Origin of the sequence: Janthinobacterium sp. EB271-G4-3-2 (assembly GCF_020858035.1) — a bacterium.
In the GTDB taxonomy this organism is placed as follows: Bacteria; Pseudomonadota; Gammaproteobacteria; order Burkholderiales; family Burkholderiaceae_D; genus Janthinobacterium; species Janthinobacterium aestuarii.
The window spans coordinates 232,518-256,265 of record NZ_JACYMG010000009.1; the positions used below are offsets into that span (position 1 = coordinate 232,518).

The 23,748-nt window shown below is 64.1% G+C and carries 19 protein-coding genes and 1 other RNA gene; 3 read left to right on the plus strand and 17 right to left on the minus strand.

Annotated elements, in window-relative coordinates:
* Complete coding sequence (locus IGS55_RS19620; RefSeq protein ID WP_230519439.1) at positions 1 to 2,160, plus strand: putative bifunctional diguanylate cyclase/phosphodiesterase; 2,160 nt, start codon at positions 1 to 3, stop codon at positions 2,158 to 2,160.
* Here IGS55_RS19620 and IGS55_RS19625 read toward each other — a convergent pair.
* The 7 genes from IGS55_RS19625 to ubiD form a co-directional block, all read right to left on the minus strand.
* Entirely contained in the window at positions 2,129 to 3,262 is a 1,134-nt protein-coding gene (locus tag IGS55_RS19625) for an esterase-like activity of phytase family protein (RefSeq protein WP_230519440.1), read from the minus strand. The two genes, IGS55_RS19620 and IGS55_RS19625, sit on opposite strands and share 32 nt — an antisense overlap.
* Before the next feature lie 133 nt (positions 3,263 to 3,395).
* On the minus strand, positions 3,396 to 4,616 hold the full coding sequence (locus IGS55_RS19630; protein ID WP_230519441.1) for a CaiB/BaiF CoA transferase family protein: 1,221 nt from the start codon (positions 4,614 to 4,616) through the stop codon (positions 3,396 to 3,398).
* Positions 4,617 to 4,623: 7 nt separating this feature from the next.
* Positions 4,624 to 5,214, minus strand: coding sequence for a recombination mediator RecR (gene recR, locus IGS55_RS19635; protein WP_034786598.1), 591 nt, complete (start codon positions 5,212 to 5,214; stop codon positions 4,624 to 4,626).
* Between the two features lie 47 nt (positions 5,215 to 5,261).
* Positions 5,262 to 5,588, minus strand: coding sequence for a YbaB/EbfC family nucleoid-associated protein (locus IGS55_RS19640; protein WP_034759121.1), 327 nt, complete (start codon positions 5,586 to 5,588; stop codon positions 5,262 to 5,264).
* Positions 5,589 to 5,630: 42 nt separating this feature from the next.
* Positions 5,631 to 7,940: a DNA polymerase III subunit gamma/tau gene (gene dnaX, locus IGS55_RS19645; RefSeq protein ID WP_230519442.1), complete on the minus strand. Its 2,310-nt coding sequence runs from the start codon at positions 7,938 to 7,940 to the stop codon at positions 5,631 to 5,633.
* A 239-nt stretch (positions 7,941 to 8,179) separates the two neighbouring features.
* An RNA gene (gene ffs, locus IGS55_RS19650) (signal recognition particle sRNA small type) lies at positions 8,180 to 8,278 on the minus strand.
* Positions 8,279 to 8,400: 122 nt separating this feature from the next.
* Positions 8,401 to 9,885, minus strand: coding sequence for a 4-hydroxy-3-polyprenylbenzoate decarboxylase (gene ubiD, locus IGS55_RS19655; RefSeq protein ID WP_230519443.1), 1,485 nt, complete (start codon positions 9,883 to 9,885; stop codon positions 8,401 to 8,403).
* 478 nt (positions 9,886 to 10,363) lie between these two features.
* Between ubiD and IGS55_RS19660 the strand changes: the two genes are divergently transcribed.
* Positions 10,364 to 11,284, plus strand: a complete 921-nt coding sequence (locus IGS55_RS19660) for a lytic transglycosylase domain-containing protein (RefSeq protein ID WP_230519444.1) — start codon at positions 10,364 to 10,366, stop codon at positions 11,282 to 11,284.
* Positions 11,285 to 11,407: 123 nt separating this feature from the next.
* Here the strand turns inward: IGS55_RS19660 and nusB are convergent, their stop codons facing one another.
* The 3 genes from nusB to ribBA form a co-directional block, all read right to left on the minus strand.
* Positions 11,408 to 11,878 (minus strand): transcription antitermination factor NusB, encoded by a 471-nt coding sequence (nusB, locus tag IGS55_RS19665; protein WP_034759129.1) that lies wholly within the window; start codon positions 11,876 to 11,878, stop codon positions 11,408 to 11,410.
* Between the two features lie 91 nt (positions 11,879 to 11,969).
* Positions 11,970 to 12,452 carry a 6,7-dimethyl-8-ribityllumazine synthase gene (gene ribH, locus IGS55_RS19670; RefSeq protein WP_034759563.1) on the minus strand — a complete coding sequence of 161 codons (483 nt, stop codon included), beginning with the start codon at positions 12,450 to 12,452 and terminating at the stop codon, positions 11,970 to 11,972.
* 178 nt (positions 12,453 to 12,630) lie between these two features.
* A complete protein-coding gene (gene ribBA, locus IGS55_RS19675; protein ID WP_086146059.1) occupies positions 12,631 to 13,749 on the minus strand; it encodes a bifunctional 3,4-dihydroxy-2-butanone-4-phosphate synthase/GTP cyclohydrolase II in 1,119 nt (372 codons plus the stop codon).
* 434 nt (positions 13,750 to 14,183) lie between these two features.
* On the opposite strand from ribBA, the gene IGS55_RS19680 reads away from it, so the two are divergent.
* The gene (locus IGS55_RS19680) at positions 14,184 to 14,609 is read left to right on the plus strand and encodes an OsmC family protein (protein ID WP_034759136.1); all 426 of its coding nucleotides are present in this window, start codon (positions 14,184 to 14,186) and stop codon (positions 14,607 to 14,609) included.
* On the opposite strand, the gene IGS55_RS19685 is transcribed toward IGS55_RS19680, so the two are convergent.
* From IGS55_RS19685 to IGS55_RS19715, 7 genes are all read right to left on the minus strand, one after another.
* Positions 14,606 to 16,015 (minus strand): hypothetical protein, encoded by a 1,410-nt coding sequence (locus IGS55_RS19685; RefSeq protein WP_230519445.1) that lies wholly within the window; start codon positions 16,013 to 16,015, stop codon positions 14,606 to 14,608. The two genes, IGS55_RS19680 and IGS55_RS19685, sit on opposite strands and share 4 nt — an antisense overlap.
* A 99-nt stretch (positions 16,016 to 16,114) precedes the next feature.
* Positions 16,115 to 16,750: a riboflavin synthase gene (locus IGS55_RS19690; protein ID WP_034786589.1), complete on the minus strand. Its 636-nt coding sequence runs from the start codon at positions 16,748 to 16,750 to the stop codon at positions 16,115 to 16,117.
* Between the two features lie 27 nt (positions 16,751 to 16,777).
* Positions 16,778 to 17,878: a bifunctional diaminohydroxyphosphoribosylaminopyrimidine deaminase/5-amino-6-(5-phosphoribosylamino)uracil reductase RibD gene (gene ribD, locus IGS55_RS19695; RefSeq protein WP_230519446.1), complete on the minus strand. Its 1,101-nt coding sequence runs from the start codon at positions 17,876 to 17,878 to the stop codon at positions 16,778 to 16,780.
* Positions 17,879 to 17,917: 39 nt separating this feature from the next.
* The gene (locus tag IGS55_RS19700; RefSeq protein WP_230519447.1) at positions 17,918 to 18,448 is read right to left on the minus strand and encodes a GspH/FimT family protein; all 531 of its coding nucleotides are present in this window, start codon (positions 18,446 to 18,448) and stop codon (positions 17,918 to 17,920) included.
* A 226-nt stretch (positions 18,449 to 18,674) separates the two neighbouring features.
* Complete coding sequence (locus IGS55_RS19705; RefSeq protein ID WP_230519448.1) at positions 18,675 to 19,178, minus strand: type IV pilin protein; 504 nt, start codon at positions 19,176 to 19,178, stop codon at positions 18,675 to 18,677.
* A gap of 56 nt (positions 19,179 to 19,234) precedes the next feature.
* The gene (locus IGS55_RS19710; RefSeq protein WP_230519449.1) at positions 19,235 to 23,095 is read right to left on the minus strand and encodes a pilus assembly protein; all 3,861 of its coding nucleotides are present in this window, start codon (positions 23,093 to 23,095) and stop codon (positions 19,235 to 19,237) included.
* Entirely contained in the window at positions 23,092 to 23,748 is a 657-nt protein-coding gene (locus tag IGS55_RS19715) for a pilus assembly PilX family protein (protein ID WP_230519450.1), read from the minus strand. Before IGS55_RS19715 ends, IGS55_RS19710 begins: the two co-directional genes overlap by 4 nt.

Below are 23,748 nucleotides of genomic sequence, written 5' to 3' on the forward strand. Positions count from 1 at the left end.
ATGACAGCGCCCCTCTCCCCTCCCCGCGGCCTGGTGCTGGTGGCCGACGACGATCCCGTGATGCGCTTGCTGATGCGGCAAATGCTCACGCAGGTGGGCCTGGACGTGATCGAGGCCGAAGACGGCGTGCAGGCGCTGGCCAGCTACAAGCACAGCGGCCCGGACCTCGTCATGCTCGATGTCGACATGCCGGCCATGGACGGCTTTGCCGTGTGCCGCGAAATCCGCCACCAGGAAGTGGGCGGCACGGTGCCCATCATCATGGTCACGGGCGGCGACGAGCTGGAAGCCGTCACGCGCGCCTACGAGGTGGGCGCCACCGACTTCATTTCCAAGCCCATCAATTGGCCCATCCTCGGGCACCGCGTGCTGTACGTGCTGCGCGCCAGCGACGCCATCGCCCGCCTGCGCATCGCCGACGCGCACAACCGCGCCGTGCTGGCCGCCATCCCCGACACTTTCTTTCGCCTCAACAGCGAAGGTTTTTATCTCGACTACGAACAGGGCCACGACGCCAGCGCCGGCTTTTCCATCACCGACTGCGTGGGCAGCCATATCCGCGACGTGTTGCCGCCCGAAATCGCCGTGCGCCTGCTCGACCAGGCGCACGCCGTGCTGGCCACGCAGCACATCGGCTCGGTCGACTACACGCTCACGCACGAAGACAGCACGCGCCATTTCGAAGCGCGCCTGGTGGCGACGGGGGCCGATGAAGTGCTGGGCCTGGTGCGCGACATCAGCGAACGCAAGCGTACGGAAGAGCAGATCCGCCGCCTCGCCTATTGCGACAGCCTGACGGGCATCCCCAACCGGCAGGCGTTCCTGGAAACGCTGGAACGCGAACTGCTGCGTTCGAAAGAGCACGACAAGAAATTCGCCGTGCTGTTCATGGACCTCGACGCCTTCAAGCGCATCAACGACACCCTGGGCCACGACGTGGGCGACCATTTGCTCAAGGTGGTGTCCGAGCGCCTGCGCGAAACCATCCGCCCCAGCGACCTGGTGCTGCGCGCCGAACACGAGTTTGAAGCCACCTTCGGCGGCAGCAACCTGGCGCGCCTGGGCGGCGATGAATTCACGATATTGATACCCGACCTGGAGCGCGTGGAAGACGCGCTGAACGTGGCGCACCGGGTCAAGGAAGCCATGCGCCGCCCGTTCATGATCGAGGCGCACGAAATTTTCGTCACGGCCAGCATCGGCATCTCGCTGTATCCGGAAGATGGCGAGGATTGCAATTCGCTGCTCAAATATGCGGACACGGCCATGTACCACGCGAAGAATTGCGGCAAGAATAACGCCAAGCTGTACAGCTCTTCGCTGACGATGGAAATCATGAGCCACGTCAAGATGGAAGTGGGTCTGCGCAAAGCCTTGCAGAACAACGAACTGTACTTGCTGTACCAGCCGCAGATCGACGTGCCCAGCACGCAGATCGTCGGCGTGGAAGCGCTGGTGCGCTGGCGCCATCCGGAACGGGGCATCATTTCGCCCACGGAATTCATCCCGCTGGCCGAGGAGACGGGGCTGATCGTGCCCATCGGCGAATGGGTGCTGCGCACGGCGTGCAACCAGGCCAAGGCGTGGCAAAACGGTAGCGGGCGCGCCATCCGCATGGCCGTGAACTTGTCGGCCAAGCAATTCAAGGATGAAAACCTGATGCAGATCGTGCTCTCGGCCCTGGCCGACACGGGCCTCGATGCCCGCCTGCTGGAACTGGAATTGACGGAAGGAACCTTGATGGACGATGCGCGCGCCACCATGGTGACCCTGGAGCAATTGCGCGGCATCGGCGTGTACCTGTCGATCGACGATTTCGGCACGGGCTATTCGTCAATGAATTACCTGAAACGCTTCGACGTGCGGGCCTTGAAGATCGACAAGAGTTTTATCGCCGGCTTGCCGCAGGATGCGGAAAACGCGGCCATCACGCGCGCCATCATCGCCATGGCGCATGGCTTGAAGATGGTGGTGGTGGCCGAAGGCGTGGAAACGGACGAGCAGCTGGTGATGCTGGAAGAATACGGCTGCGACATGGCGCAAGGCTATTTCCTGGGCCACCCGTCGCCGCACGACACGATCACGGCCATGCTGGCCAGGCAGGCGAAGCAGCTGGCCAGCGTGGAAACTAGAGCACTTCGAAGGCAAGGATTTGCGTGACTTGCTGCGGATTAAAATTGTCGTCGGAAATCAACACGAGGCTGCGGCGGCCGTTTTCCAGACGCGGGCCCCAGCTGATGCCTTCGATATTGTCGACCCGTGCCAGGCCGATCTTTTCCAGGTCCAGCAGCAAACGCTTGCGCGCCGGCACATAGGTCGCGCCCGCCAGGGCCGGCAGCGCCTGCACATCGGTGGCGCCCTCCGTTTCCATTTCGTAGATGCGCACGTGGTTCGCATAGACGCCGTCCGCGTTGGCCACGCCGGCCCGCTCCACCACCAGCAACTGGTGGTCGTTCACGGCGAGGATTTCCGACACGCCATTGTCCGCCTCGCGTCCGGGCCCGGGCCGCGACGCCACCGGCTCGACCGGATACGCATACTGGCCCAGCACCTTGCCCACGCGGTCCAGGCGCGTGATGCGCACGACGGAGCCGTTATCGGGCGTGGCAAGCGGGCCATCCTGGTACAGGGCCGCTTCCATGCCCAGCCACAGGCTCTTGCCATCGCTGGCAAACGACAGCGCTTCAAACGTCATGTTGTTGCGCGAGCCAACCTCGTCCTTCGAAACATTGAACATGGCCGGTGTCGGCAAGGTGGCCAGGTAACGGCCGCCGCTATCGGCGTGGCGCACGAACGGGTGCAGGCCCACCTTGCGATTGCCTTCGCTGCCGTACCACAGGCTGCCATCCTGCGGATCGACGCGGATGGTTTCGATGTCGGCCACCTGGTCGCCCCGGTCCAGCTTTGCATGCGCCAGGTTCGGATAGCGGCTGCCATCGGGCTGCGTGAAGAAGTGCACGCTGCTCAAGGTCACGCCCACAAATGCCTTGCTGTCGTAATTCAAGGCAGCGCGGTAGAAGCGGGCCGGATTGATTTCCGAGCGGTCATCGCTTTCCATCACCCAGCTCTTGTTGGCCGCATCGTAATCGATGCCGGACAAGCCGCCCACCGAGGTGCCCTCGAACGCGTGTTTGAGCGCGATGCGCTGCTCGCCGATCAGGCGCAGGCCAGCAATCGGCGCGTCGTGGGGGAAGCTGGCGCAGGCGGAGAGGAGGATAGTGCTGGATGCCAGGACAAGCGCACGGTGAAAAAAACGATGCATGATAGATATCAGATGAGTTGCGTAGGTCGGCTTAGCGCGAAGCGCGTAAGCCGACAACATTGTTGGCTTCGAAATTCAGGGGTCAGACCCGCCGGGTCTGACCCCAGCTTTAATTCTGTCGGCTAAGAATGAATCACACCACCCCATCGACCTTGAGCCGCGCAATGGCCGCCGCATCGTAGCCGAGCGACGCCAGCACCTCGTCATTGTGCTGGCCCAAAGTCGGCCCCAGCCACTGCGTCTTGCCCGGCGTGGCCGACAGTTTCGGGCTGATGGCGGGCAATTTGACGGGCGTGCCGTCGGGGAACTGGTGCTGTTCGAACATCTCGCGGGCGAGAAATTGCGGGTCGCTCATCATGTCGCGCACGGAGTAGATTTTGCCAGCCGGTACGTCAGCAGCCTTCAGCACGGCCAGCGCGCTGTCTATCGTGTGCGTGGCGCACCAGGCGCCGATGGCATCGTCGATTTCCTGCGTGCGCGCGACCCGGCCGTCGTTACGCGCCAGTTGCGGGTCGCCCGCCATGTCGATGCGGCCCATGGCCAGCATCAAACGCTTGAAGATGGCGTCGCCGTTGCCGGCAATCACGATGTTTTCGCCATCGCCCGTCGTGTAGGTATTCGAGGGCACGATGCCGGGCAGCGAGCCGCCCGTGCGCTCGCGCACCACGCCCGCCTGGTCATATTCGGGCACCAAGGATTCCATCAGGTTGAACACGGATTCGTACAGGGCCACGTCGACCATCTGGCCTTCGCCAGCGGCCGCACCACCCGTCACGTCGCGGTGGCGCAAGGCCATCATGGCGCCGATCACGCCGTGCAGGGCCGCCACGGAGTCGCCGATCGACACGCCGACGCGCACGGGCGGACGGTCGGCAAAGCCGGACACATAGCGCAAGCCGCCCATCGATTCGCCGATGGCGCCGAAACCGGGCAAATCCTTCATCGGCCCCGTCTGGCCAAAGCCGGACAGGCGCACCATGATGATGGACGGTTTGATTTGCTTGAGCTGTTCGTAGCCGAGATCCCACTTTTCCAGCACCCCGGGGCGGTAGTTCTCGATGATGATGTCCGCTTCCAGGGCCAGCTGGCGCGCGATGGCGCGGCCCTCGGGCGACTTCAGGTTCAGGGTGACGCTTTTCTTGTTGCGCGCCTGCACCGACCACCACAGGGAAGTGCCATCCTTCAGTACGCGCCAGGTACGGATGGGATCGCCGCCATCGGGCGACTCGATCTTGATCACGTCGGCGCCGAATTCGGCCAGCATGCGGGCGCAGAACGGCCCCGCGATCAGGGTGCCCAGTTCCAGCACTTTAATGCCTTGCAATGGACCAGTGGTCGCGGAGGATTCTGTCATGTTGTGGTCAGGTTGCCCTGCGGTCGAGCATCGCGCGGGCAATCGTGCCCGCGTCGACGTATTCCAGTTCGCCGCCCACGGGCACGCCGCGGGCCAGGCGGCTCACGCGCAAGCCCCGCGCCTTCAGCATTTCGCTGATGTAGTGGGCAGTCGCTTCGCCTTCATTGGTAAAGTTGGTGGCCAGCACCACTTCGCCGACCACGCCATCGTTGGCGCGGTTTAATAGTTTTTCGAGGTGGATATCTTTCGGGCCGATGCCGTCCAGCGGAGACAATCTGCCCATGAGGACGAAATACAGGCCCTTGTAGGTCAGCGTCTGCTCGATCATCAGCTGGTCGGCGGGCGTTTCCACCACGCACAGCAAGCGCTTGTCGCGCTCTTCGTCGAGACAGGTCTCGCACACTTCATGTTCGGTAAAGGTATTGCACAGGCCGCAGTGATGCACGGCATCGACGGCCTGGAACAGGGCGCGCGACAGCATGGCCGCGCCTTCCCTATCGTGCTGCAACAAATGAAACGCCATCCGCTGCGCCGACTTGGGGCCGACGCCGGGCAGGCGCCGCAGCGCCTCGGTCAAGAATTCAAGCGACTTGGACATGGATCAACCTTGCCCCGTGCCATAGATCGAGCGCATGCGGCAGTGCATCAGAATGGCATTTTGAAGCCGGCTGGCAAGTTCATGCCGCCAGTCAAGCCTGCCATTTTTTCAGCGGACGTCGCTTCCGCTTTGCGCACGGCGTCGTTGAAGGCGGCAGCCACCAGGTCTTCCAGCATGTCCTTGTCGTCGGCCAACAGCGACGGGTCGATCGACACGCGCTTGACGTCGTTCTTGCACGTCATGACGATCTTGACGAGGCCGGCGCCGGACTGGCCTTCCACTTCCACCAGCGCCAGTTGCTCCTGGGCTTTTTTCATGTTGTCTTGCATTGCTTGCGCCTGCTTCATCAGGCCAGCCAGTTGATTTTTCATCATGAGAATGCTCCGTTCAATTCAGTTTATGAGTTTTATTAATCATTAATGCAGGGTCGGCGCGGCGGAGCCGGCCGGTGCAGGGGTAATCGTTCCCGGCACAACAAAAGCGTCGAATGCACGCTTCATGTCGAGCACGAAGGGATCGCTGGCGATGGTTGCTTCCGCGGCAAGCTGGCACGCCTCGCGGTGGGCCTGCGCTTCCGCGCTGGCCGTGTACCAGACGGCGCCCAGTTCCGTGTCGACATTGACCTTGCGGCCGAAACGCTCGGTGAGCACGGCCGCCAGTTTTTCCACGTTGGCCGGACTGCGCCACGTGTCGATCGGCACGCGCAGGCGGAAAGTCGTGCTGTGGCCGTCGTGCAGGCATTCGATCAGCTCGGCCTGCACGGCCAGCTGCTGGGCTATGCCGCGCAGGGGCAGCACGGCGGCGACGGCTGGCCAGTTGCCGTCCCAGTCCAGGCCCGGCACGGGCGTGATCACATATGGCCCGCTGGGCGCGGCTTGCTTGGCGGCACGCTGCGGCATGACGACAGCCGGCTGCTCGCTGCTCTGCGCGGCGGGCGCGGACACGGCGGCCGAGGCGCTGTCGTCGGAAAATTCGGTGACCCACGGCGGCAAGTCGTCATCTGCTTGCCGCAGTGGCGGCGGCGCGGCGGGACGCGCCGGCTGCACCGGCGCCGGAGCTTCCATCACGGCCACGGGCGGCGCATCGTCCCACGGCGCAGGCGCTTGCGCGGCGGCCGGTGGCGGCGGTGCCACCTGGACGGCCGCGGCCGGGGCTGGCGCCGCTACGGCAGCGGCCGGTGCCGGAGCCGCCGGCTTGGGCGCCGACGATGGCGCCGACGGCGCGCTGCCCGGACGGCCTTTCGAGGCGGCGCGGGCCGCTTCCAGCGCCGCATTGATGGCGGCGCGGGCGGAACTGATCGGGGCGCCCGATGCCGCAGGGGCAGCCGCAGCCGGAGCGGCGGCAGGCGGCGGCGCCGCTGGTGCTGGCGCCGGGGCGGCTACGGCTACAGCTACAGGTGCCGGTGCCGCCGCGCGCGGCGGCGGCGCTTCGCTGCGGGCCATGCTGGCGGCGGCGGCTGCGACCACGGCGGGCGGGGTCACGGCTGCATGGCTGGCCACGCTGTTCGTGGCGGCGCGGGCGGCCGGTGCGGACGCGCCGGCGGCGGCGCGCGCGGCGGCCACGGCGGCGGGACGATTGCCCGATACAGAAGCTGGCGCGGCGGCAGGCACGCCTTCGGCGCCGCCTATGCCGGGCCGAAAGGCCAGCATGCGCAGCAAGGTCATGGTAAAGCCCGCGTATTCGTCGGGCGCCAGGCCCAGTTCATTGCGGCCATGCACGGCGATCTGGTAAAACAGCTGGACTTCTTCCGCGTCAAACGCGGCAGCCAGACGGACGATGTCCGCGTACTCAGGCAGATCCTGCGGCAAGGCGGCGGGCACGGTTTGCGCCAGCGCAATGCGGTGCAGCAAGGTGCCCAGGTCTTGCAGGGCGCCGTTGTACGACAGGCTGCGCGACGCCATCTCGTCGGCCACGGCCAAGAGATCTGCGCCATCCTGCTGCGCCAGCGCGTCGAGCAGGCGCACCAGATACGACTGGTCGAGCGCACCCAGCATGCCTTGCACGGCGTCCAGGGTGACCGCGCCGGCCGCGTAGGCGATGGCCTGGTCCGTCAGGGACAGCGCATCGCGCATGGAACCGTGGGCGCCCTGGGCCAGCAGGCGCAAGGCCGGCTGTTCGAAGGTGATGCCCTCTTGCCCCAGGATATTGTCCAGGTGGCTGATGATGTGGCCGGGTGGCATCTGCTTGAGATTGAACTGCAGGCAGCGTGACAGCACGGTCACGGGTATCTTTTGCGGGTCCGTCGTGGCCAGGATGAACTTGACGTGCTCGGGCGGCTCTTCCAGGGTTTTCAGCATGGAATTGAACGCGTGGTTCGTCAGCATGTGCACCTCATCGATCATATAGACCTTGAAGCGCGCATTGCTTGGCGCATACACGGCTTGCTCGAGCAGCTGCGCCATTTCATCGACGCCGCGGTTCGACGCCGCATCCATCTCTATATAGTCGACAAAGCGTCCCGCGTCGATCGCCGTGCACGCTTCGCACTGGCCGCAAGGCTGGGCCGTGATGCCGCCCGTGCCATCGGGGCCGATGCAATTGAGCGACTTGGCCAGGATGCGCGACAGCGTCGTCTTGCCGACGCCGCGCGTGCCCGTGAACAGGTAGGCGTGATGCAATCGGCCGCTGTGCAGGGCATGCGTGAGCGCGCGCACGACGTGCTCCTGGCCGACGAGCGTCTCGAAATTCTTGGGGCGGTATTTACGGGCGAGGACTTGATAGGACATGCTGAGATTTTACCATGCGATTTTGCGGGTGATCCTGCGCGGCGGGCGCAAGCCTCATGGCCGGGCCAGGACAAATCTGGCAAACGCGGCAAAGCAGCAATTGTATAACATGGCCAGCTAGAAACAGTGAAAACACGGCAAGCCCGGCAATGCTGCGGATCGGCAAGAAAACGGGGCCGTAAAAGCAAAAAAGCTGCCCATGGCAGCTTGATTGTTAATTCTGATAAAACATTCCCGAAGGAGGCGAGCCTGATCTGCGGCACTCATGGTTAATAGCCGTGGCTGCTTCGTTCCCGACCTGACCAGGTTAGCCATGCCACGATGCGCAGGGGCCCGCCGGGGACAATTATAACCGACTTGGGGCGGATTGGGAAAGCAAGCTGAAATCCGGGGTCAGACCCCCGGTCGCGTTGGCAATGACCTTTGCGTCAGCGGTGTTGAGGGTCTGACCCCAGCCGTTCTACAGCCCCAGCTCCTGCCAGATGCCATCCACCTTGGCCTTCACTTCCGGCGTCATGGCAATCGTCGTGCCCCACTCGCGCGTCGTTTCGCCCGGCCATTTATTCGTCGCATCGATACCCATCTTGCTGCCCAGGCCGCTGACCGGCGAGGCGAAGTCCAGGTAGTCGATCGGCGTATTGTCGACCAGGGTCGTGTCGCGAATCGGGTCGACCCGCGTGGTGATGGCCCAGATGACTTCTTTCCAGTCGCGGATATTCACGTCTTCGTCGACGACGACGATGAACTTGGTATACATGAACTGGCGCAGGAAGCTCCACACGCCGAACATCACGCGCTTGGCGTGGCCCGCGTACTGTTTCTTGATCTGCACCACGGCCATGCGGTAGCTGCAACCTTCGGGCGGCAGATAGAAGTCGGTGATTTCGCTGAACTGCTTTTGCAGCAGCGGCACGAACACTTCGTTCAGCGCCAGGCCCAGCACGGCCGGCTCGTCCGGCGGTTTGCCTGTATAGGTGGAGTGGTAGATCGGATCGCGGCGCATGGTGATGCGGTCGATGGTAAACACAGGGAAACTGTCCTGCTCATTATAGTAGCCCGTGTGGTCGCCGTACGGCCCTTCCAGCGCATGCTCGTAGCCGCTCGGATGGTTTTCGTCCGGATAGATATGGCCTTCGAGCACGATTTCGGCGGACGCCGGCACACGCAGCTCGCTGCCGATGGCTTTCACCAGCTCCGTGCGGCTGCCGCGCAGCAAGCCGGCGAACTGGTATTCGGACAGGCTGTCCGGCACCGGCGTGACGGCCCCTAATATAGTAGCGGGATCGGCACCGAGCGCGACGGCGATCGGATACGGCTTGCCCTTGCTTTGAATCGCGTGCTCGCGGAAGTCCAGCGCCCCGCCCCGGTGCGCCAGCCAGCGCATGATGACCTTGTTGCGTCCCAATACCTGCTGGCGGTAGATGCCGAGGTTTTGCCGCTTCTTGTTCGGTCCCTTGGTAATCACCAGGCCCCAGGTGATCAGCGGTGCGACGTCGCCGGGCCAGCAATGCTGGATCGGCAGGCGCGCCAGGTCGACGTCGTTGCCTTCCCAGACGATTTCCTGGCACTTCGCGCCGCGCAACTCCTTCGGCGACATGTCCCACACGGATTTCACCAGCGAGCCCAGGCCCAGCAGATCCTTGAAATCCTTCGGCGGTTCCGGTTCCTTCAGGCGCGCCAGCACATGGCCGATCTTGCGCAATTCGCTGACGTCTTCCGCGCCCATGCCCAAGGCCACGCGGCGCGTGGTGCCGAACAGGTTGCCCAGCACCGGCATGGCGTATCCCGTCGGATGATTGAACAGCAAGGCCGGTCCGCCCGCGCGCAAGGTGCGGTCGCACACTTCCGTCATCTCCAAAATCGGCGAAATAGGGGTCGAAATGGGCTTAAGTTCACCCATTTGTTGCAGTTGAGAAATAAAATCTCGTAAATCTGAATATTTCATGTGTTTTTAATTTTTTTTGACGTCGGACGCCGTTGCTGAAGGATCTATGCCAAGTAATTGATTTTATTGGCTTTTGGCACAATGCAAGTCAAAAAGTAAGACATAAAAGTAATAAAGAAACGATTCGTTAGTATTGACTTGATATAAAACGGCTTCTACAATTCGCCCAACTTGAAAGAGCACGCCGGCCCAGAGCTTGATTTTAGCGTTTCTCTTTCATTCACGGAGTCGGGGCTCCACATGACATTTTAAGGAGTGTTTTCAAAAGGCGTCTGCCTTACCCCCGGTAAAAGTTGTATTGCGACTGATCCAATACCAGCATGGGACCGATCAGCTCAAGCAAGCAATGACGGCGTTTCTCGCACGCATCCATACGCGGCGGAAACGATGATATTTCTGATGCACGGCATTGGCAGTACCCACAACACCGCGACACCGCGGAGGGACCGCCTGTTGACGCGACATTTCGGGGAACTCTATGACTCATCGTAGCACTGAAGCAGCCTTGCCTGCTTCAACCGTGGCTGGTCAGCCAGCGTTGGCGCGTTTGCGCGCCCGCGCACAAGCCATTTCGGCCCGTGGCGTTTTAACCACTGCGCAACACACACTGACAGTCTTCGGCATTTCCGCCCTGGCACTGATCGCCCTGCTGATGTTCCGCCCTGACCTGGGCAAGCAACTGACGCACAGCCTGTTCCCGCTGCCGATGGCGGAAGCGCAAGCCGTTGAAGCGCCGGCCCTGTCGGCACTGATGGAAGCGCCCGCGTCCGTGCAAACGGCCGCCGCCAGCGACGCACCTTTGACCAAGGAAGAAAAAGCCTTGCTGGGCACGCAAAAGCAGCAGCAATGGGTCACCAACTGGCTCTCCAAGCGCTACCGCGTGGCCAACGATGCGACCAATATGCTCGTGTCGACGGCGTACCTGACGGCCCGCGAAATCAAGCTGGACCCGCTGCTGATCCTGGCCGTGATGGCCATCGAATCGGGCTTGAACCCGTTTGCGGAAAGCCCCGTCGGCGCACAAGGCTTGATGCAAGTCATGTCGAAAGTGCACCATGAGCGCTTCCAGGAAATGGGCGGCGTGCAAGCAGCCCTGAATCCCGTCGCCAACATCCGCGTCGGCTCCCTGATTCTGAAAGACTACGTCACGCGTGGCGGTTCCGTCGAAGCGGGCCTGAAAACCTATGTCGGCGCCGCCAACTTCGCCACCGACTCGGGCTACGGCTCGCGCGTGCTGGCCGAATACCGCCGCCTGAAACAAGTGTCGGCTGGCCAGCGCGTACCGACCACGACGCCGGTGATGGCATCGAACACGCCAGCGCCAGCCAAGGCACCGGCAGCGGAAAGCGGCAGCATCACCATCAAGATTGCCCCACATAACGAGATCGCCGGCCTGTGACCCTTTAAAAGCCCTCACAGGGGCATCCAAAAAGCAGCACCCAACAAAAAAGCCACCGTTCACGCAAGTGCCGGTGGCTTTTTTGTTGCCCTGCGGCAGCCGCCGCAGGAACTACGCTGTATATTACTTGCGCTTGTTGGCGTTAACTTCTTCCTCGCGGAATTTCACTGCCAGTTTGTCCAGCACGCCGTTCACATACTTGTGACCGTCGATACCGCCAAACGACTTGGCCAGCTCGACCGCTTCGTTGATAACGACGCGGTACGGGATTTCCATGTTGTTCTTCAGCTCGAAAGCGCCGATCAGCAGGATGCCGTGTTCGATCGGCGACAGTTCCGCGATATTGCGGTCGATCAATGGTGCCATGCTTTCGCGCAGCGCCAGCGAATCCTTGATGGCGCCGTACAGCAGCACCGTGAAATGATCGCCATCGGCCTTGTCGAAACCATGCGCGGCGCGAATATTGTTCACGACGGTGGTCGCGTCTTCATTGTTCAGCAGCCACTGGTACAAGCCCTGCAGCGCAAACTCGCGCGCGCGGTGACGCGGCGTGCGGTTTTTGCTGGGATTGGCGAGCAAATTTTTCTCAGTCATGATTGTTACCTGTTCTTAAATACGTATTTACTGCAGATAGTGACGAATACCGCGGTGCGCTGCCAGGCAGCACTCCGCGGCGCAAGCACGATTAATCCTCGTCTGTGTCTTGCAACTCTTCCAGCGCTTGCGCCAGATTGGCCATTTCCACCGCCACGCGTGCCGCTTCGGCTCCCTTGACCAGCATGCGCACTTCCGCCTGCTCGTCGTTTTCGGTCGTCAACACTGCGTTGGCGATCGGGATGCCGTAATCGAGACCGACGCGCGTGATGCCCGCGCCCGATTCGTTCGATACCAGCTCGAAGTGGTAGGTTTCACCGCGAATCACGGCGCCCAGTGCGATCAGGGCGTCGAATTGCTCGGTTTCCGCCATTTTTTGCAGAATCAGTGGGATTTCCAGGGCGCCCGGCACGGTCACGTGCAGGATATCTTCATCGGCCACGCCCAGCTTGCTCAACTCTTCCAGGCATGCCGACAGCAAGCCACCACCGACGATTTCATTGAATCGTGCCTGGACGATACCGACGCGCAAACCTTCGCCGGCAAAATTGGTTTCGTATGCTCCTACGGTCATCATATGCCTCTTTAATCTGGTGGTTCAGGGCGGCATGCACATGCCGCCATCGTTTACTCTTACATCGACGCCTGACAAAATCGTAGCGAGCGGCAGCGAGTTGTGGTCAAGAAGCGCAACTGTACGAATAGTACAGTGAGCATCGCAGGCCGCAAATCGCGACGCGCAGTAGATTTGGTTAGGCGTCCTGGCCTGGATGGCACTGAAAACCTGTGACTTCCAGGTCGAAACCGACCATCGACGGCATCTTGCGGGGGCTGGCCAGCAATTGCATCTTGCTCACGCCCAGGTCGCGCAGGATTTGCGCGCCGATGCCATAGCTGCGCAGATCCATGCTGGCCGCGCGGCCTTTCGGCTTGGCTTGCGGCGTGTCCAGGGCGGCGAACTGGGCAAACAGCTCGCTCGACGTCTCGCCGCAGTTCAGCAAGACCATCACGCCACGCTCGGCCTGCTTGATGGCGGCCATCGAGGCGGCCACCGTCCACGAGTGGGTGGTCGCTTCGCTTTCCAGCACGTCCAGCAGGGAAACGGGCTGGTGCACGCGCACCAGCGCTTCCAGGCCGGGAGCCAGGTCGCCATGCACGAGGGCCAGATGGGCCGACGCGCTGGGCTTGTCGCGGAAGGCGATCAGGCGGAATTCGCCGTGCGCCGTGTGCAGGGTGCGCTCGGCAACGCGTTCGACCAACGATTCTGTCTGGCTGCGGTAATGGATCAGGTCGGCAATCGTGCCGATTTTCAGGCCATGTTGCTCGGCAAACACCAGCAAGTCCGGCAGACGCGCCATGGTGCCGTCGTCCTTCATGATTTCGCAAATCACGGACGCAGGGGTCAAGCCGGCCATGGCCGTCAGGTCGCAACCGGCTTCCGTATGGCCTGCGCGCATCAGCACGCCGCCTTTTTGCGCTTTCAGCGGGAAAATATGGCCAGGCTGGACGATATCGCTGGGCTGCGTGCCCTTGGCTACGGCCACCTGGATGGTCTTGGCGCGGTCGGCGGCGGAAATACCCGTCGTCACGCCTTCTGCCGCTTCGATGGAAACAGTAAAGTTGGTACCGTAGGCGGTGCCGTTGCGCGAGGTCATCATCGACAGGTTCAGCTCGTCGCAACGCTCTTCCGTCAGGGTCAGGCAGACCAGGCCACGCGCATGCGTGATCATGAAATTGATGGCTTCAGGCGTCACGAAATCGGCGGCAAGCACCAGATCGCCTTCATTTTCCCGGTCTTCTTCATCGACCAGTATCACCATGCGGCCGGCGCGCAATTCAGCGACGATCTCTTCGGTGCTGGATATAGACATTGTTCATCCTCGTATGACGCCGGTCAAAACCTGCTGCGCATCGGTATAGGCGGCCTGCGATGCTCACCGTACCTTCGTACGGTTGCGCTTCTCAGCCACCTCTCCCTTCCGCTCGCGACGGTTTTGCCAGGCGTTGTTAATGTAACTAAAAACTGAACCTAAACCTGAAACATCAAGCGAGAATATTCCGCGAATTTCCGGGAATTTTCTTATAACCTGCTATTTTAAAGGATTTAGCGCTTGCAGACCTGAAATAAGACAGCTTTACGGCACGGATGCCGCAGCCTGCATCACAAAGCGCCGATTCCCCGTTCCAGCGCACACGGCGGCGGCAAGACGCGCGCCGCCGGCCTTGCAAAGAGCATAAGATCAGCCCGTCACCGCCACGGCGCTGATACCCCACTCGCAGCGATACCCCACACAGGAGCGGCAATATGAAAACCAACGGATCGGCCATCTGGTCAGGCGGCATCAAGGATGGCAAGGGCGCCATCAGCACGCGCAGCGGCGCCTTGCAGGAATATCCCTACGGCTTTGCCAGCCGCTTCGAAGGCAAGCCCGGAACCAATCCCGAGGAATTGATCGGCGCCGCCCACGCGGGCTGCTTCACCATGGCCCTGTCGCTGATCCTCGGCGAAGCGGGCCTGACGGCGGAAAAGATGGAGACGACGGCCGAAGTGACCCTCGACAAGGTGGACGACGGCTTCGCCATCACGGCCGTCCACCTGATCCTCAAAGCGAAGATACCGGGCGCCGACCAGGCCAAGTTCGAGGAATTGACGGGCAAAGCCAAGGCCGGCTGCCCCGTGTCGAAGCTGCTGAAAGCCAACATTACCCTGGACGCCACCCTGCTGCCCTAGATTTTAGGCACGGGCTTGACGGGTTCCACGGGGGCCACCGGTGCCACCAGCGGCAGGCGCGAGTCGCCGGCCGGCAATGGCCGGTTCATCAGGCCGGGATTCAGGGCTGCATTGTTCAGGTTATAGGCGGCGATGGCTGCCGCCACGGATGGGTCTTGCGATGACGGCAAGGGCACGGCCTGGCCCGCGTTTTGCGCAGCCAGCTCTTGCGCCTGGGCATTTTGCTGGGCCAGCCGGGCCTGGGCCGTCGCCTCCAGTCCTGCTTGTGCCTGTAACTGGGTATCGCGCGCCCGGGTCTGCGCGCGCGCGGCCTCTGCCTGCGCCAGCAGCTGGGCATCGCTGTCGGCCAGCTGTGCCGAGGTCAGCCGTGCACGCTCCATCGCATCGGCTGCCGCCTGTGCCTGCTCTTCGCGCTGCGTCTGCTGCAATTGATCCTGGCGCAACGCGTCCAGGCGCGCGTCTTCCTGCCGCAGGGCCTGGCGTTCGGCGTCCAGGCGCTGCGTGTCGATATCCTGGGCGTCAAAACGCCGCTGGCCGGCCCTCTGCGCCTGCTGCAAGTCCTGCCCGGCTGTCGCCGGTGGCGGCCGCAGCTCCTGCAAGTCCAGATTCAGCTCTTCCGCTTCCAGTTGCCGCTGCAGTTCCAGCTGCCGCTGCGCGATGGCAGCCGTTTGCGGCGGCGCCCCGTCGATGGGCTGCGGCTGCGGCTGCGTGGCTTGCGACGCCTGCGCGGCGCCGGACGGCAATGTTTCGCCCGTTAAATCCGCTTCGACATTGGTCGCCAGCGGCGCGCCCTGCTGCCGGGCCAGCACGGCGCCCACCTGCGCCAGCACATCCGTTCCCTGTTGCAGGGCATCCAGGGTGGCGTTGCTGTCGGCCGCATAGGCGGCTTGCAACATTGGCGCATCGACATCTTCATTGCGCAAGTCGATGCCGATGCGGGCCAGCTGCGCTTGCGTGAGCAAGCTGCCGTCCTGCGCCAGCGCGGCGGCCGCATCCGTCGTGCCGTCGCCCGACAGCAAATCGTAACGCTGCGCCAGGCTGCCCGGGGTGTCGCCGGCCGTCGCCAGCTGGCTGGCGTCGATGCCGCTCGTTTGCAGCTGGGCGAACGATTCCGTCAACTGCCGCGCCAGCGCCAGCAAGTCGTCATTGACATTCACGGGGGTATTTGCCGCCCTGGCCTCTTCCGTGGCGCCCTGCAAGGCCAGCAGTTGCCGGCGCGACAAGGCCACGCCGGACAGGAACTGCCCCAGCGGGGAAATGTCGACCTGGGTCGAGGACTGGATGGCAAGGGCCGCCACCGCGCTGGACGGCGGCACGGGCAGCGCAGGCGCCAGCGGTACCGTCGCGCCCACGCGGGACGTGGCCGGAATGGTGTTGGGCACGGTTGCGCGCGAAATCGGGTCCATGGCTAGCCTCCACTGCGGAAAGCTTCATAGTATGCGCGTCTGAAGGAAAAGCAACACACGCTTGGCAAGGCGGCAGCTGTGTTGCTTCAAGCTGCGGTGTTAAGCGGCAGCCTTGTCCAGCGACAGCATGCGCTCGACATAGCGGGCGATCAAATCGATTTCCAGGTTGACCTTGCCATCGACCGTCAAGTGTTTCAGGGTCGTCATGGCGATCGTATGCGGGATCAGGTTGATCGAGAAGCGGCAACCGTTGACGGCGCCCGCGCCCAAGTCTTCCACACGGTTGACGGTCAGCGACACGCCATTGACGACGACGGAACCCTTGAAGGCCAGGTATTTCGCCAGTTCATGGGGTGCTTCGATCACCAGTTCCCACGATTCGCCCACGGCTTCGAACTTGCGCACGATGCCCAGGCCGTCGACGTGGCCGGACACCAGATGGCCGCCCAGGCGCTCGGCCAGGGTCAGGGCTTTTTCCAGGTTCACTTCCGTCGTGGTATCGAGGCCCACGGTGCAATTGAGGCTTTCGCGCGAGACATCGACGGCAAAGCCCGTATCCGATTTTTCCACCACCGTCATGCAGGCGCCATTGATGGCGATCGAATCGCCCAGGGCCACGTCGGCCAGCGGCAAGCCGCCCGCGTGGATGTTCAGGCGCACGCCTGCATCGAGGCCGCCGTCGAGTGGCTGCACGGTTTCAATCTTGCCGATGGCGGCAACAATTCCTGTAAACATGAACTAACCCTATAAAGTGTAAAAGTATTAATTGCGCTGAGCGAATCTTGCAAGGATACGCACATCTTCGCCCACTTGCTGAACCTGGTGAAATTGCAAAGTGCGCTGCTGCTTGATATCCGTCAATGCGGGCAAGGCAAACATGCCTTGCGCGTCTCCCAGCAAGGTGGGCGCCAGGTAGACCAGCAACTCATCGACGCAGCCTTCGCGGATCAGCGAACCGTTCAGCTTGGCGCCGGCCTCGACGTGGACTTCATTGATTTGCCGGCGCCCCAGTTCCAGCATCAGCGCGGGCAAGTCGACCTTGCCGTCCCCGTTCGGCAGCACGATGACTTCCGCGCCCAGGGCACGCAACTGTGCTTCCTTTTCCGGGTTGGCGACGGCCGCCACGATCCACGTGCCGCCACCTTGCAGGATGCGCGCGTCGAGGCTGATGTCGAGCCGGCTGTCGATGACGATGCGGCGCGGCTGGCGCAGCGTCTCGACGGCGCGCACGTTCAGTTGCGGGTCATCCGCCTTGACCGTGCCGATGCCCGTCAGGATGGCGCAAGCGCGCGCGCGCCACGCGTGGCCGTCGGCGCGCGCCAGCGGCCCCGTGATCCACTGGCTTTGCCCATTGTGCAAGGCCGTCATGCCGTCCAGGCTGGCCGCCGTTTTCATGCGCACCCACGGCTTGCCGCGCTGCATGCGCGAAAAGAAGCCGATATTCATTTCATAGGCCTCATCGGCCAGCACGTCCGTGGTCACGGCGATGCCGGCCGCTTCCAGCTTGGCCAGTCCCTGCCCCGCCACCAGCGGGTTCGGGTCCGTCATGGCGGCCACGACGCGGCCCAGCCCCGCGCGCACGAGCGCATCGGAGCATGGCGGCGTGCGGCCATGGTGGTTGCACGGTTCCAGGGTGACATAGGCGGTGGCGCCGCGCACGTCATTGCCGCGCGCCGCCGCATTGGCCAGCGCTTGCACCTCGGCATGATCCTGCCCGGCCGCCTGCGTCACGCCGGCGCCGATCACCTGGCCATCCCTGACAATCACGCAGCCGATGCGGGGATTGGGCGAGGTCGTGTACAGACCGCGCGCCGCCCATTCCAGCGCCAGGCGCATGCCATCGATATCGTTGAGTATTTCCACGGGCTACTTTGCTTGAAGGTGAGTAATTGATCAGTCTTGCTACGAACTGTCGGCCACGCCGCTGCAATTGACCGCTTGCTGCTGCGGATCGCACACGCGCACCCTGCCCAGCATATTGATTTTAATATGGCGCACCTGCTTTCCCAAAGCCAGGGACAAGGTACCCCAGCGCGCCGCCAGGCTATTGGTCGCGCTGCAACTGCGTCCTGCGCCATTGTAGGCGATATAAAACGGCGCCGTGGCCGACGAAAACGCGAACTGGGCCGTGATGCCCTCCGGCAGCGGTCCCTGGCGGAACAGCAATTCGTCATTACCGTCGAACGCCAGGCTGGCATTGCGGTCGATGAAGATCAGCCAGCCCGTGCGCCAATCCGTGCCACCGGGCCCGGCCGGCATCAGCAGCACGCGCTGTCCGCGCGCCATCGCCTGCGCCCGCGTCAATTCGATGGCCGAGAACAAGTCCGTGGCCGCCGCGCGCACCTGCTGTCGCGCCAGCACCTGCTGCAAGCTGGGCATGGCAGCCGCGACCAACAGCGCGGCAATCGCCAGCACGGCCAGCAATTCGAGCATGGTGTGCCCGAGGGTGCGCCCGAATGTGTGCCTGCTCCGCGGTGGTCGCTTGCGCGTGGCCATGGCCTAAGTAATCCTCAGGAAATTATTGTGAATTTATGACGAACAGAACCGGATGCCATGCAAGGCGCCCGCTGCGACGCAGTGCGAGCACTGTTAGCAGCGGGCAACGTCGCAGAGGGCCGGTTATGGAAGTCAGAAATCACAATAATTTATTGGGGGTTACTTAGCGCCAGCAATGGCTGGCCGGGCCGCTGCTGCCGCGCTGGCCCGTGCTGCTCAAGGACAGGACACCGCAATCGGCATCCTGGAACTGCGCATCGACCTTGGACGTGCCCGGCATCGCGCGCAACAGCACGCATTGCCCGATCGCCAGGCCGGGACAAGCCAGCGCCTCGATTTCATACGCGCTGCCGACCGCGCCCCCTTCGCCCGACCACCACGGGAATTGCTGCGCTTGCGAAGCCGGCGACGCCGAGGAAAACGCCAGATAGTGATTGTTTTGCGAGTAATAGCGCTCCTGCTGTTGCATCAGGCGCAGCAGGGCCGCCTGCCCCTGCACCCGCTTGGCGCGCACGAGATGGCCTTGATAAGCGGGCACGGCCAGCGCCAACAGCAGGCTCATGATCGCCAGCGCGGACAGCAGTTCGATCAGGCTGAAGCCCGGCGGGCGGGCAGCAAGAGCGCCACCGTTTGCAGCGGCCCGGTTCTGCCTTGCCAACGTTCCCATGCGATCTTCCTTTCCAAAAAGCGCCTGCCGATACGCTGCAACCGCCTTGCCGGGGCCTATTTTTTCTTGGCCGCCTCGTGCAATTCGCGCCAGTTCGCCACTTCGCGCCAACTGAGGCGCCGGGCCGGCAACGGCGCGCTGACGACCTTGACGCCCGCCACGCTGGCCGCGCCGGGCAAGCCAGGCTGCAGCACGGCCAGTTCCTTGCGCCCCTCGGCCCGCCCTGCCGCCGTCGCGGCGCCCACCGTGCTGTTCAGTTCCAGCGCCAGCGGCGGCGCGCGCGCCAGGCCATCGTACAAGCGCCCTGTCTGCGCGCCCGCCTGCACGACCCCGTCGCCATCGGCGGCAAAGCCGCTCAGCACATCGAGCACGTACAGGCGGGTGGCCGGCCTGGCGCAAGGATCGCGCCCCGGCAGGACGGTATTGAACAGCACCTTGCCGGCGGCCAGCACGGCACTGTTGATGCTGCGTTCGCCCGTCTGCGCGGTATCGAGAAAATCGAGGTACCAACCGCGCATGGCATCGCTGCCCGTGTAGCGCAGTTCGGCGCCATCGACGCGCACGCCGCCCGTCGCCTCGCTCAGGCTGCGCTGTTCCAGGTCGGCCCGGCTGCGCGTGGGAGACGACTTCCGCACATCGTCGTGCACGGCGTAAAACGACTGCGACAGGAAAGCGGCGGGCCAGGTATCGGCCGCCTCGACCAGCTTGCCCGTGCCGAACAGCAGCAGATAGCCGCCACCGGGCGCATACGCCACGCTCAGTTGCTGCGTCACGGGCTGGCGCCGGCCCTGCGCATCGCGCGCGACAAAGACGAGCTTGCGTCCCTGCCCCTCTTTCCATGGCGGCCCGCCAGCCATGTCGAGGCGCCAGATATTGCCCTGTAAATCGCCCGCATACTGGAAAGCCAGCGCGCCGTCGCTGCCCGGCACCACGGAGGGCGGACCCAGCGCGTGGGGGGCGGCATCGGCGCCCGTATCGGCCTCGCTGCCATGGCCACCATCACCGCCGCCGCTGGCCACAGGCACCTTGAGCCGGAAGTAATTACTTCCCAACTTCCATGGTGTGCCGGGCGCCTTGTCCAGCGCCAGCAGGAAGATGGCGGCGGCCGATGCGGGCGCCGTCGTGTCCTTGCCGTCATTGACATGGTTGTTGTAGCCGCTGGCGACGATGGCAAAATCACGGTAGGCCGGCGCCCCCTCCTTGCCGCCCATGTTGATGCGGGCGAAGGCGGGCAGTGCGCGCACGTTGCCCATGAGCCTGTCGTCGCGGTCCGTAAACTCCCACAGCGCCCCATCTTGCGCGAAGCGGGCCGGATCCGTGATATCGAGCGCAAACACGCCTTGCGCTCCGCCACCCATGCCCGACACCAGCACCGTCTTCCAATGTCCCGACGCTTGCACTTCCGCCGTGGCCGCCGCGCCGTCGAGCAGTGGGCCGGGGCTGTAGTGAGTGCTCGCAGCGGCGACAGCAAGGCGCAGCAGCGCTTGCGGCAGATAGGCAAACACTTCACTGCCCGTACGCGCATCGAACGCATGCAGCAAACCATCGTTGGCGCCCAGGTACAGCATTTTGCGCCGCTGCAGCAGCGCCTTGCGGTGCACGCCATAGCTGGCGCCCGGCATGCCCAGCCCCGGCGCGCCCACGTACAGCAGATTGCCATGCGGCGCGGTACCCAGGCTGCCTGAGCGGCGCCGCAGGAAGCCACCCGGCTGGCCCGTCTCGTGCGTGCGCTGTCCCAGCAGATACGCCAGGCGCGCTTCTCCCCGTCCATCGCCACCGTCGAATGCGCCGCGCTGTTCCGCGTCGAGCCCCTTCCAGGCCAGCGGCATCAGGGCGCCCTTGGCGTCGATCGTATAGACGGGACGCAAGGCCGCCGGCGCTCCATCCGGCGCGGGCTTATCCTGGCCGCCGGCGCGCCACCATGGCTTGCCGGGAAGCACTGCGCCATCGGCGCCCACGGCAAACGCGGTGCGCGACACGGTCATGCCGCCATCGGCCAGGCGCAGCTGCGTCTGGAACCAGTACGCTTCTTCCGTACCGCTGGCCAGCGCCATCAGGGCTGGCCCCGCCAGCGTCGCCGCCAGCGTGCCCTTGTCGGCGGAGACAAAGGCTGCGCGCAGTCCCGCGATCAGGGCGGCCGGATCGCTGCCGGACAAATAATGGGCGGGCCAGCGGCCATCCAGGCTCCATTCATCGAACGCGCTGCCCGTCGCGCTCTTGAACGGATTGGCGTCGCCGTTCGCATCGAGAAAGCCGCCATATTTTGCCGCCAGCAACAGTGGTGTGGTGGTGGGCACGCCGGCCGGGTCGCCCTGGCGCAAGTCGCCCGCGTAGTGCTCGACCTTTGCAACGCCGTCGTTCTTGCCGCCAGGACGCAAGGCTTGCACATGCGACCAATAGGCCAGCCCTGCCGCATGGTAGCTGGCGCCGCCCGCCCCGTCGGCCAGCAATTCCAGTGCCGCCAGGTCCGGCCGTGGCGCGGGATTGCCCTGCGCGCCGCCGCTTTCCAGGCTGGCCACCGCATGCGTCCAGGCCATCGCGTCGAACGGCGGCGGCGAGAAGCCATCGGCAGCGCGTGCGCGGTCGCCGTTGGATGCGGGAGCCACAGGGACATTACCGGGCACATAGCGGTCGCCCGCCATGCCCGCATCGCCCAGGCTGACGACGATGTGGCGCTGGCAACCGGCCGTTTGCGGGTCGCTCCAGGGCGTCACGACCGGCAAGCCGTCGTCAATGGCAGACGGGGCCGTGGCGGGCGGCACGACAGGGCTTGCCTGCCGTCCTTGCAGGTAGCGCAGCGATTCGTACAGCAATTCAGCCAGCGGCGCCGCCTTCGCGTACGCGCCCGGATGCCCGGCATTGCCGCGGCCGAGGCCATTGATGTAAGCGGTCACCCCGCCGCCAGGGCCCGCAGCCTGAGACGTAGATTGAGTCGCATACACGCCGTTGGCGGGATTCCACTCGGCGTCGGCATTGTCTTGCGGCATAAAGTCGGGCGCCGCCCAGCGTTGCCTGCCCACGTGAGCCAATGGCGCACGCAGCACGCCGCCATACACGGGGCCGGCATTGCCGGACACGCCGTTCAAGTGGCCAAACACGCCCACGCGCACCCTGCCGCCATGGCGCTGCACGGCGCCCACCGGCTTGTAGTTCTTGCCATACGCGAGGCACAAGTCGTCGCGCAGCGGCCCTTCATCGGCATCGCAAACGCGCACGCGCGCGAGGAACACACCGTGCGTGGCCGCAGCGCCAGGTACGTCGCAACTGCCGCCCGGGGGCAAGCTGGCGTCGCCGAACAGCAGGCGATTACGGCAGGAAACGATGGCCAGTTGCGCCAGCGCAAACGGCGTCGCCGCCGCCACGCCCGCCTGCAAGACCTTGCGCGGGAAAAAGACGGGGTGGGCAAAGAAGTCGATGGGGCTGTCCGCATCGGGCAAATAGGCGCGCTGCAGCACCGTCTTGCGCACTTCGTCGATGACGCGGTCGCCGCCCGTCAAGGCATAACGGACGATGTCGAGCATGCTGGCGCCGGCCCAGTTGAGAAAGTTGCCGCTGAAACTGTCGCCGCCGCAGCCATGCAAGGCATCGGCCGGTTTCAGCACGGAGAAGTAAGCGGTCGCTATGCGCAAGTCCGGCAGCATGACGCCGTCCTTGCTGCGGTACGGATAGCTGTAGCACATGCGCGCATGGAAGTACCCTGCGTATTCGCGCTGCGGCGCATAGTCGCCGCCATGCGCGGCAGCGGCGGCAGCGTGCGTGAGGGACAGGTTGAGCAGCAGATTCGGCGGCACCCTGGCGCCGTACAAACCCGCGTCGTCCCGCGCCAGCACCACGGGAGGAGCAGCCGCGATGGCGGCGCCGCAAGCCAGGCAAACGAGGCCGACCAGCAGCCGCCAGCCGCACCAAAGCGCCCTCATGGCCCCGCTCCCACCGCCTGCTTGCGGTAATAACTTTGCAGCACGACTTGCGTGCTTTCCTGCGCCCCAAAACCGATGGCCGTGATGCGGTACACATAGCTTTCCGTGGCCATGCCGCCGGCCATTGCCGTAGCCTGCGCCCCGGGCGGGTGAAACGGCAGCAGTTCGATCAGGTAGCGGGGCCGGCGCGACGGCAGAAAACCCTGTCCTGTCTGCATGACGGCACCCGTAAACTGGCCATACGGCACCGCGCGGCTGCCAGCGTCGGCACCATCGAGGTCCGTGCTTAGCCAGAGGGCCGGCGCGTCCGGCGCTGCGGGCAGGCACAGGCCCAGTGCGCCTCCCTCGCCGCAGCCGTCCGCGAAGCCGGCCGCACTGCCTGGCGCGAAGAGGCTGCTGCGTCCCGGCGCACCAGGTAAACCTTCGATATCGTTCTGCGCATCCACCAATGCCTCCTCCGCCGCCTGAAACGCGATCTGCCGGTCGCGCTCGCCGCGTGCCGCCTTCTCGCCCTGCAAGGCCATCTGCGCCGCCGATATGCCCAGCAACAAGATAATCACCAGCAGGCACAGCACATACACGAGGGTGGCGCCACCGTGGCGTACGCAAGTTGGGCACCACGGTTCGCAACGGCGGATGCCCCTGCCTGCCAT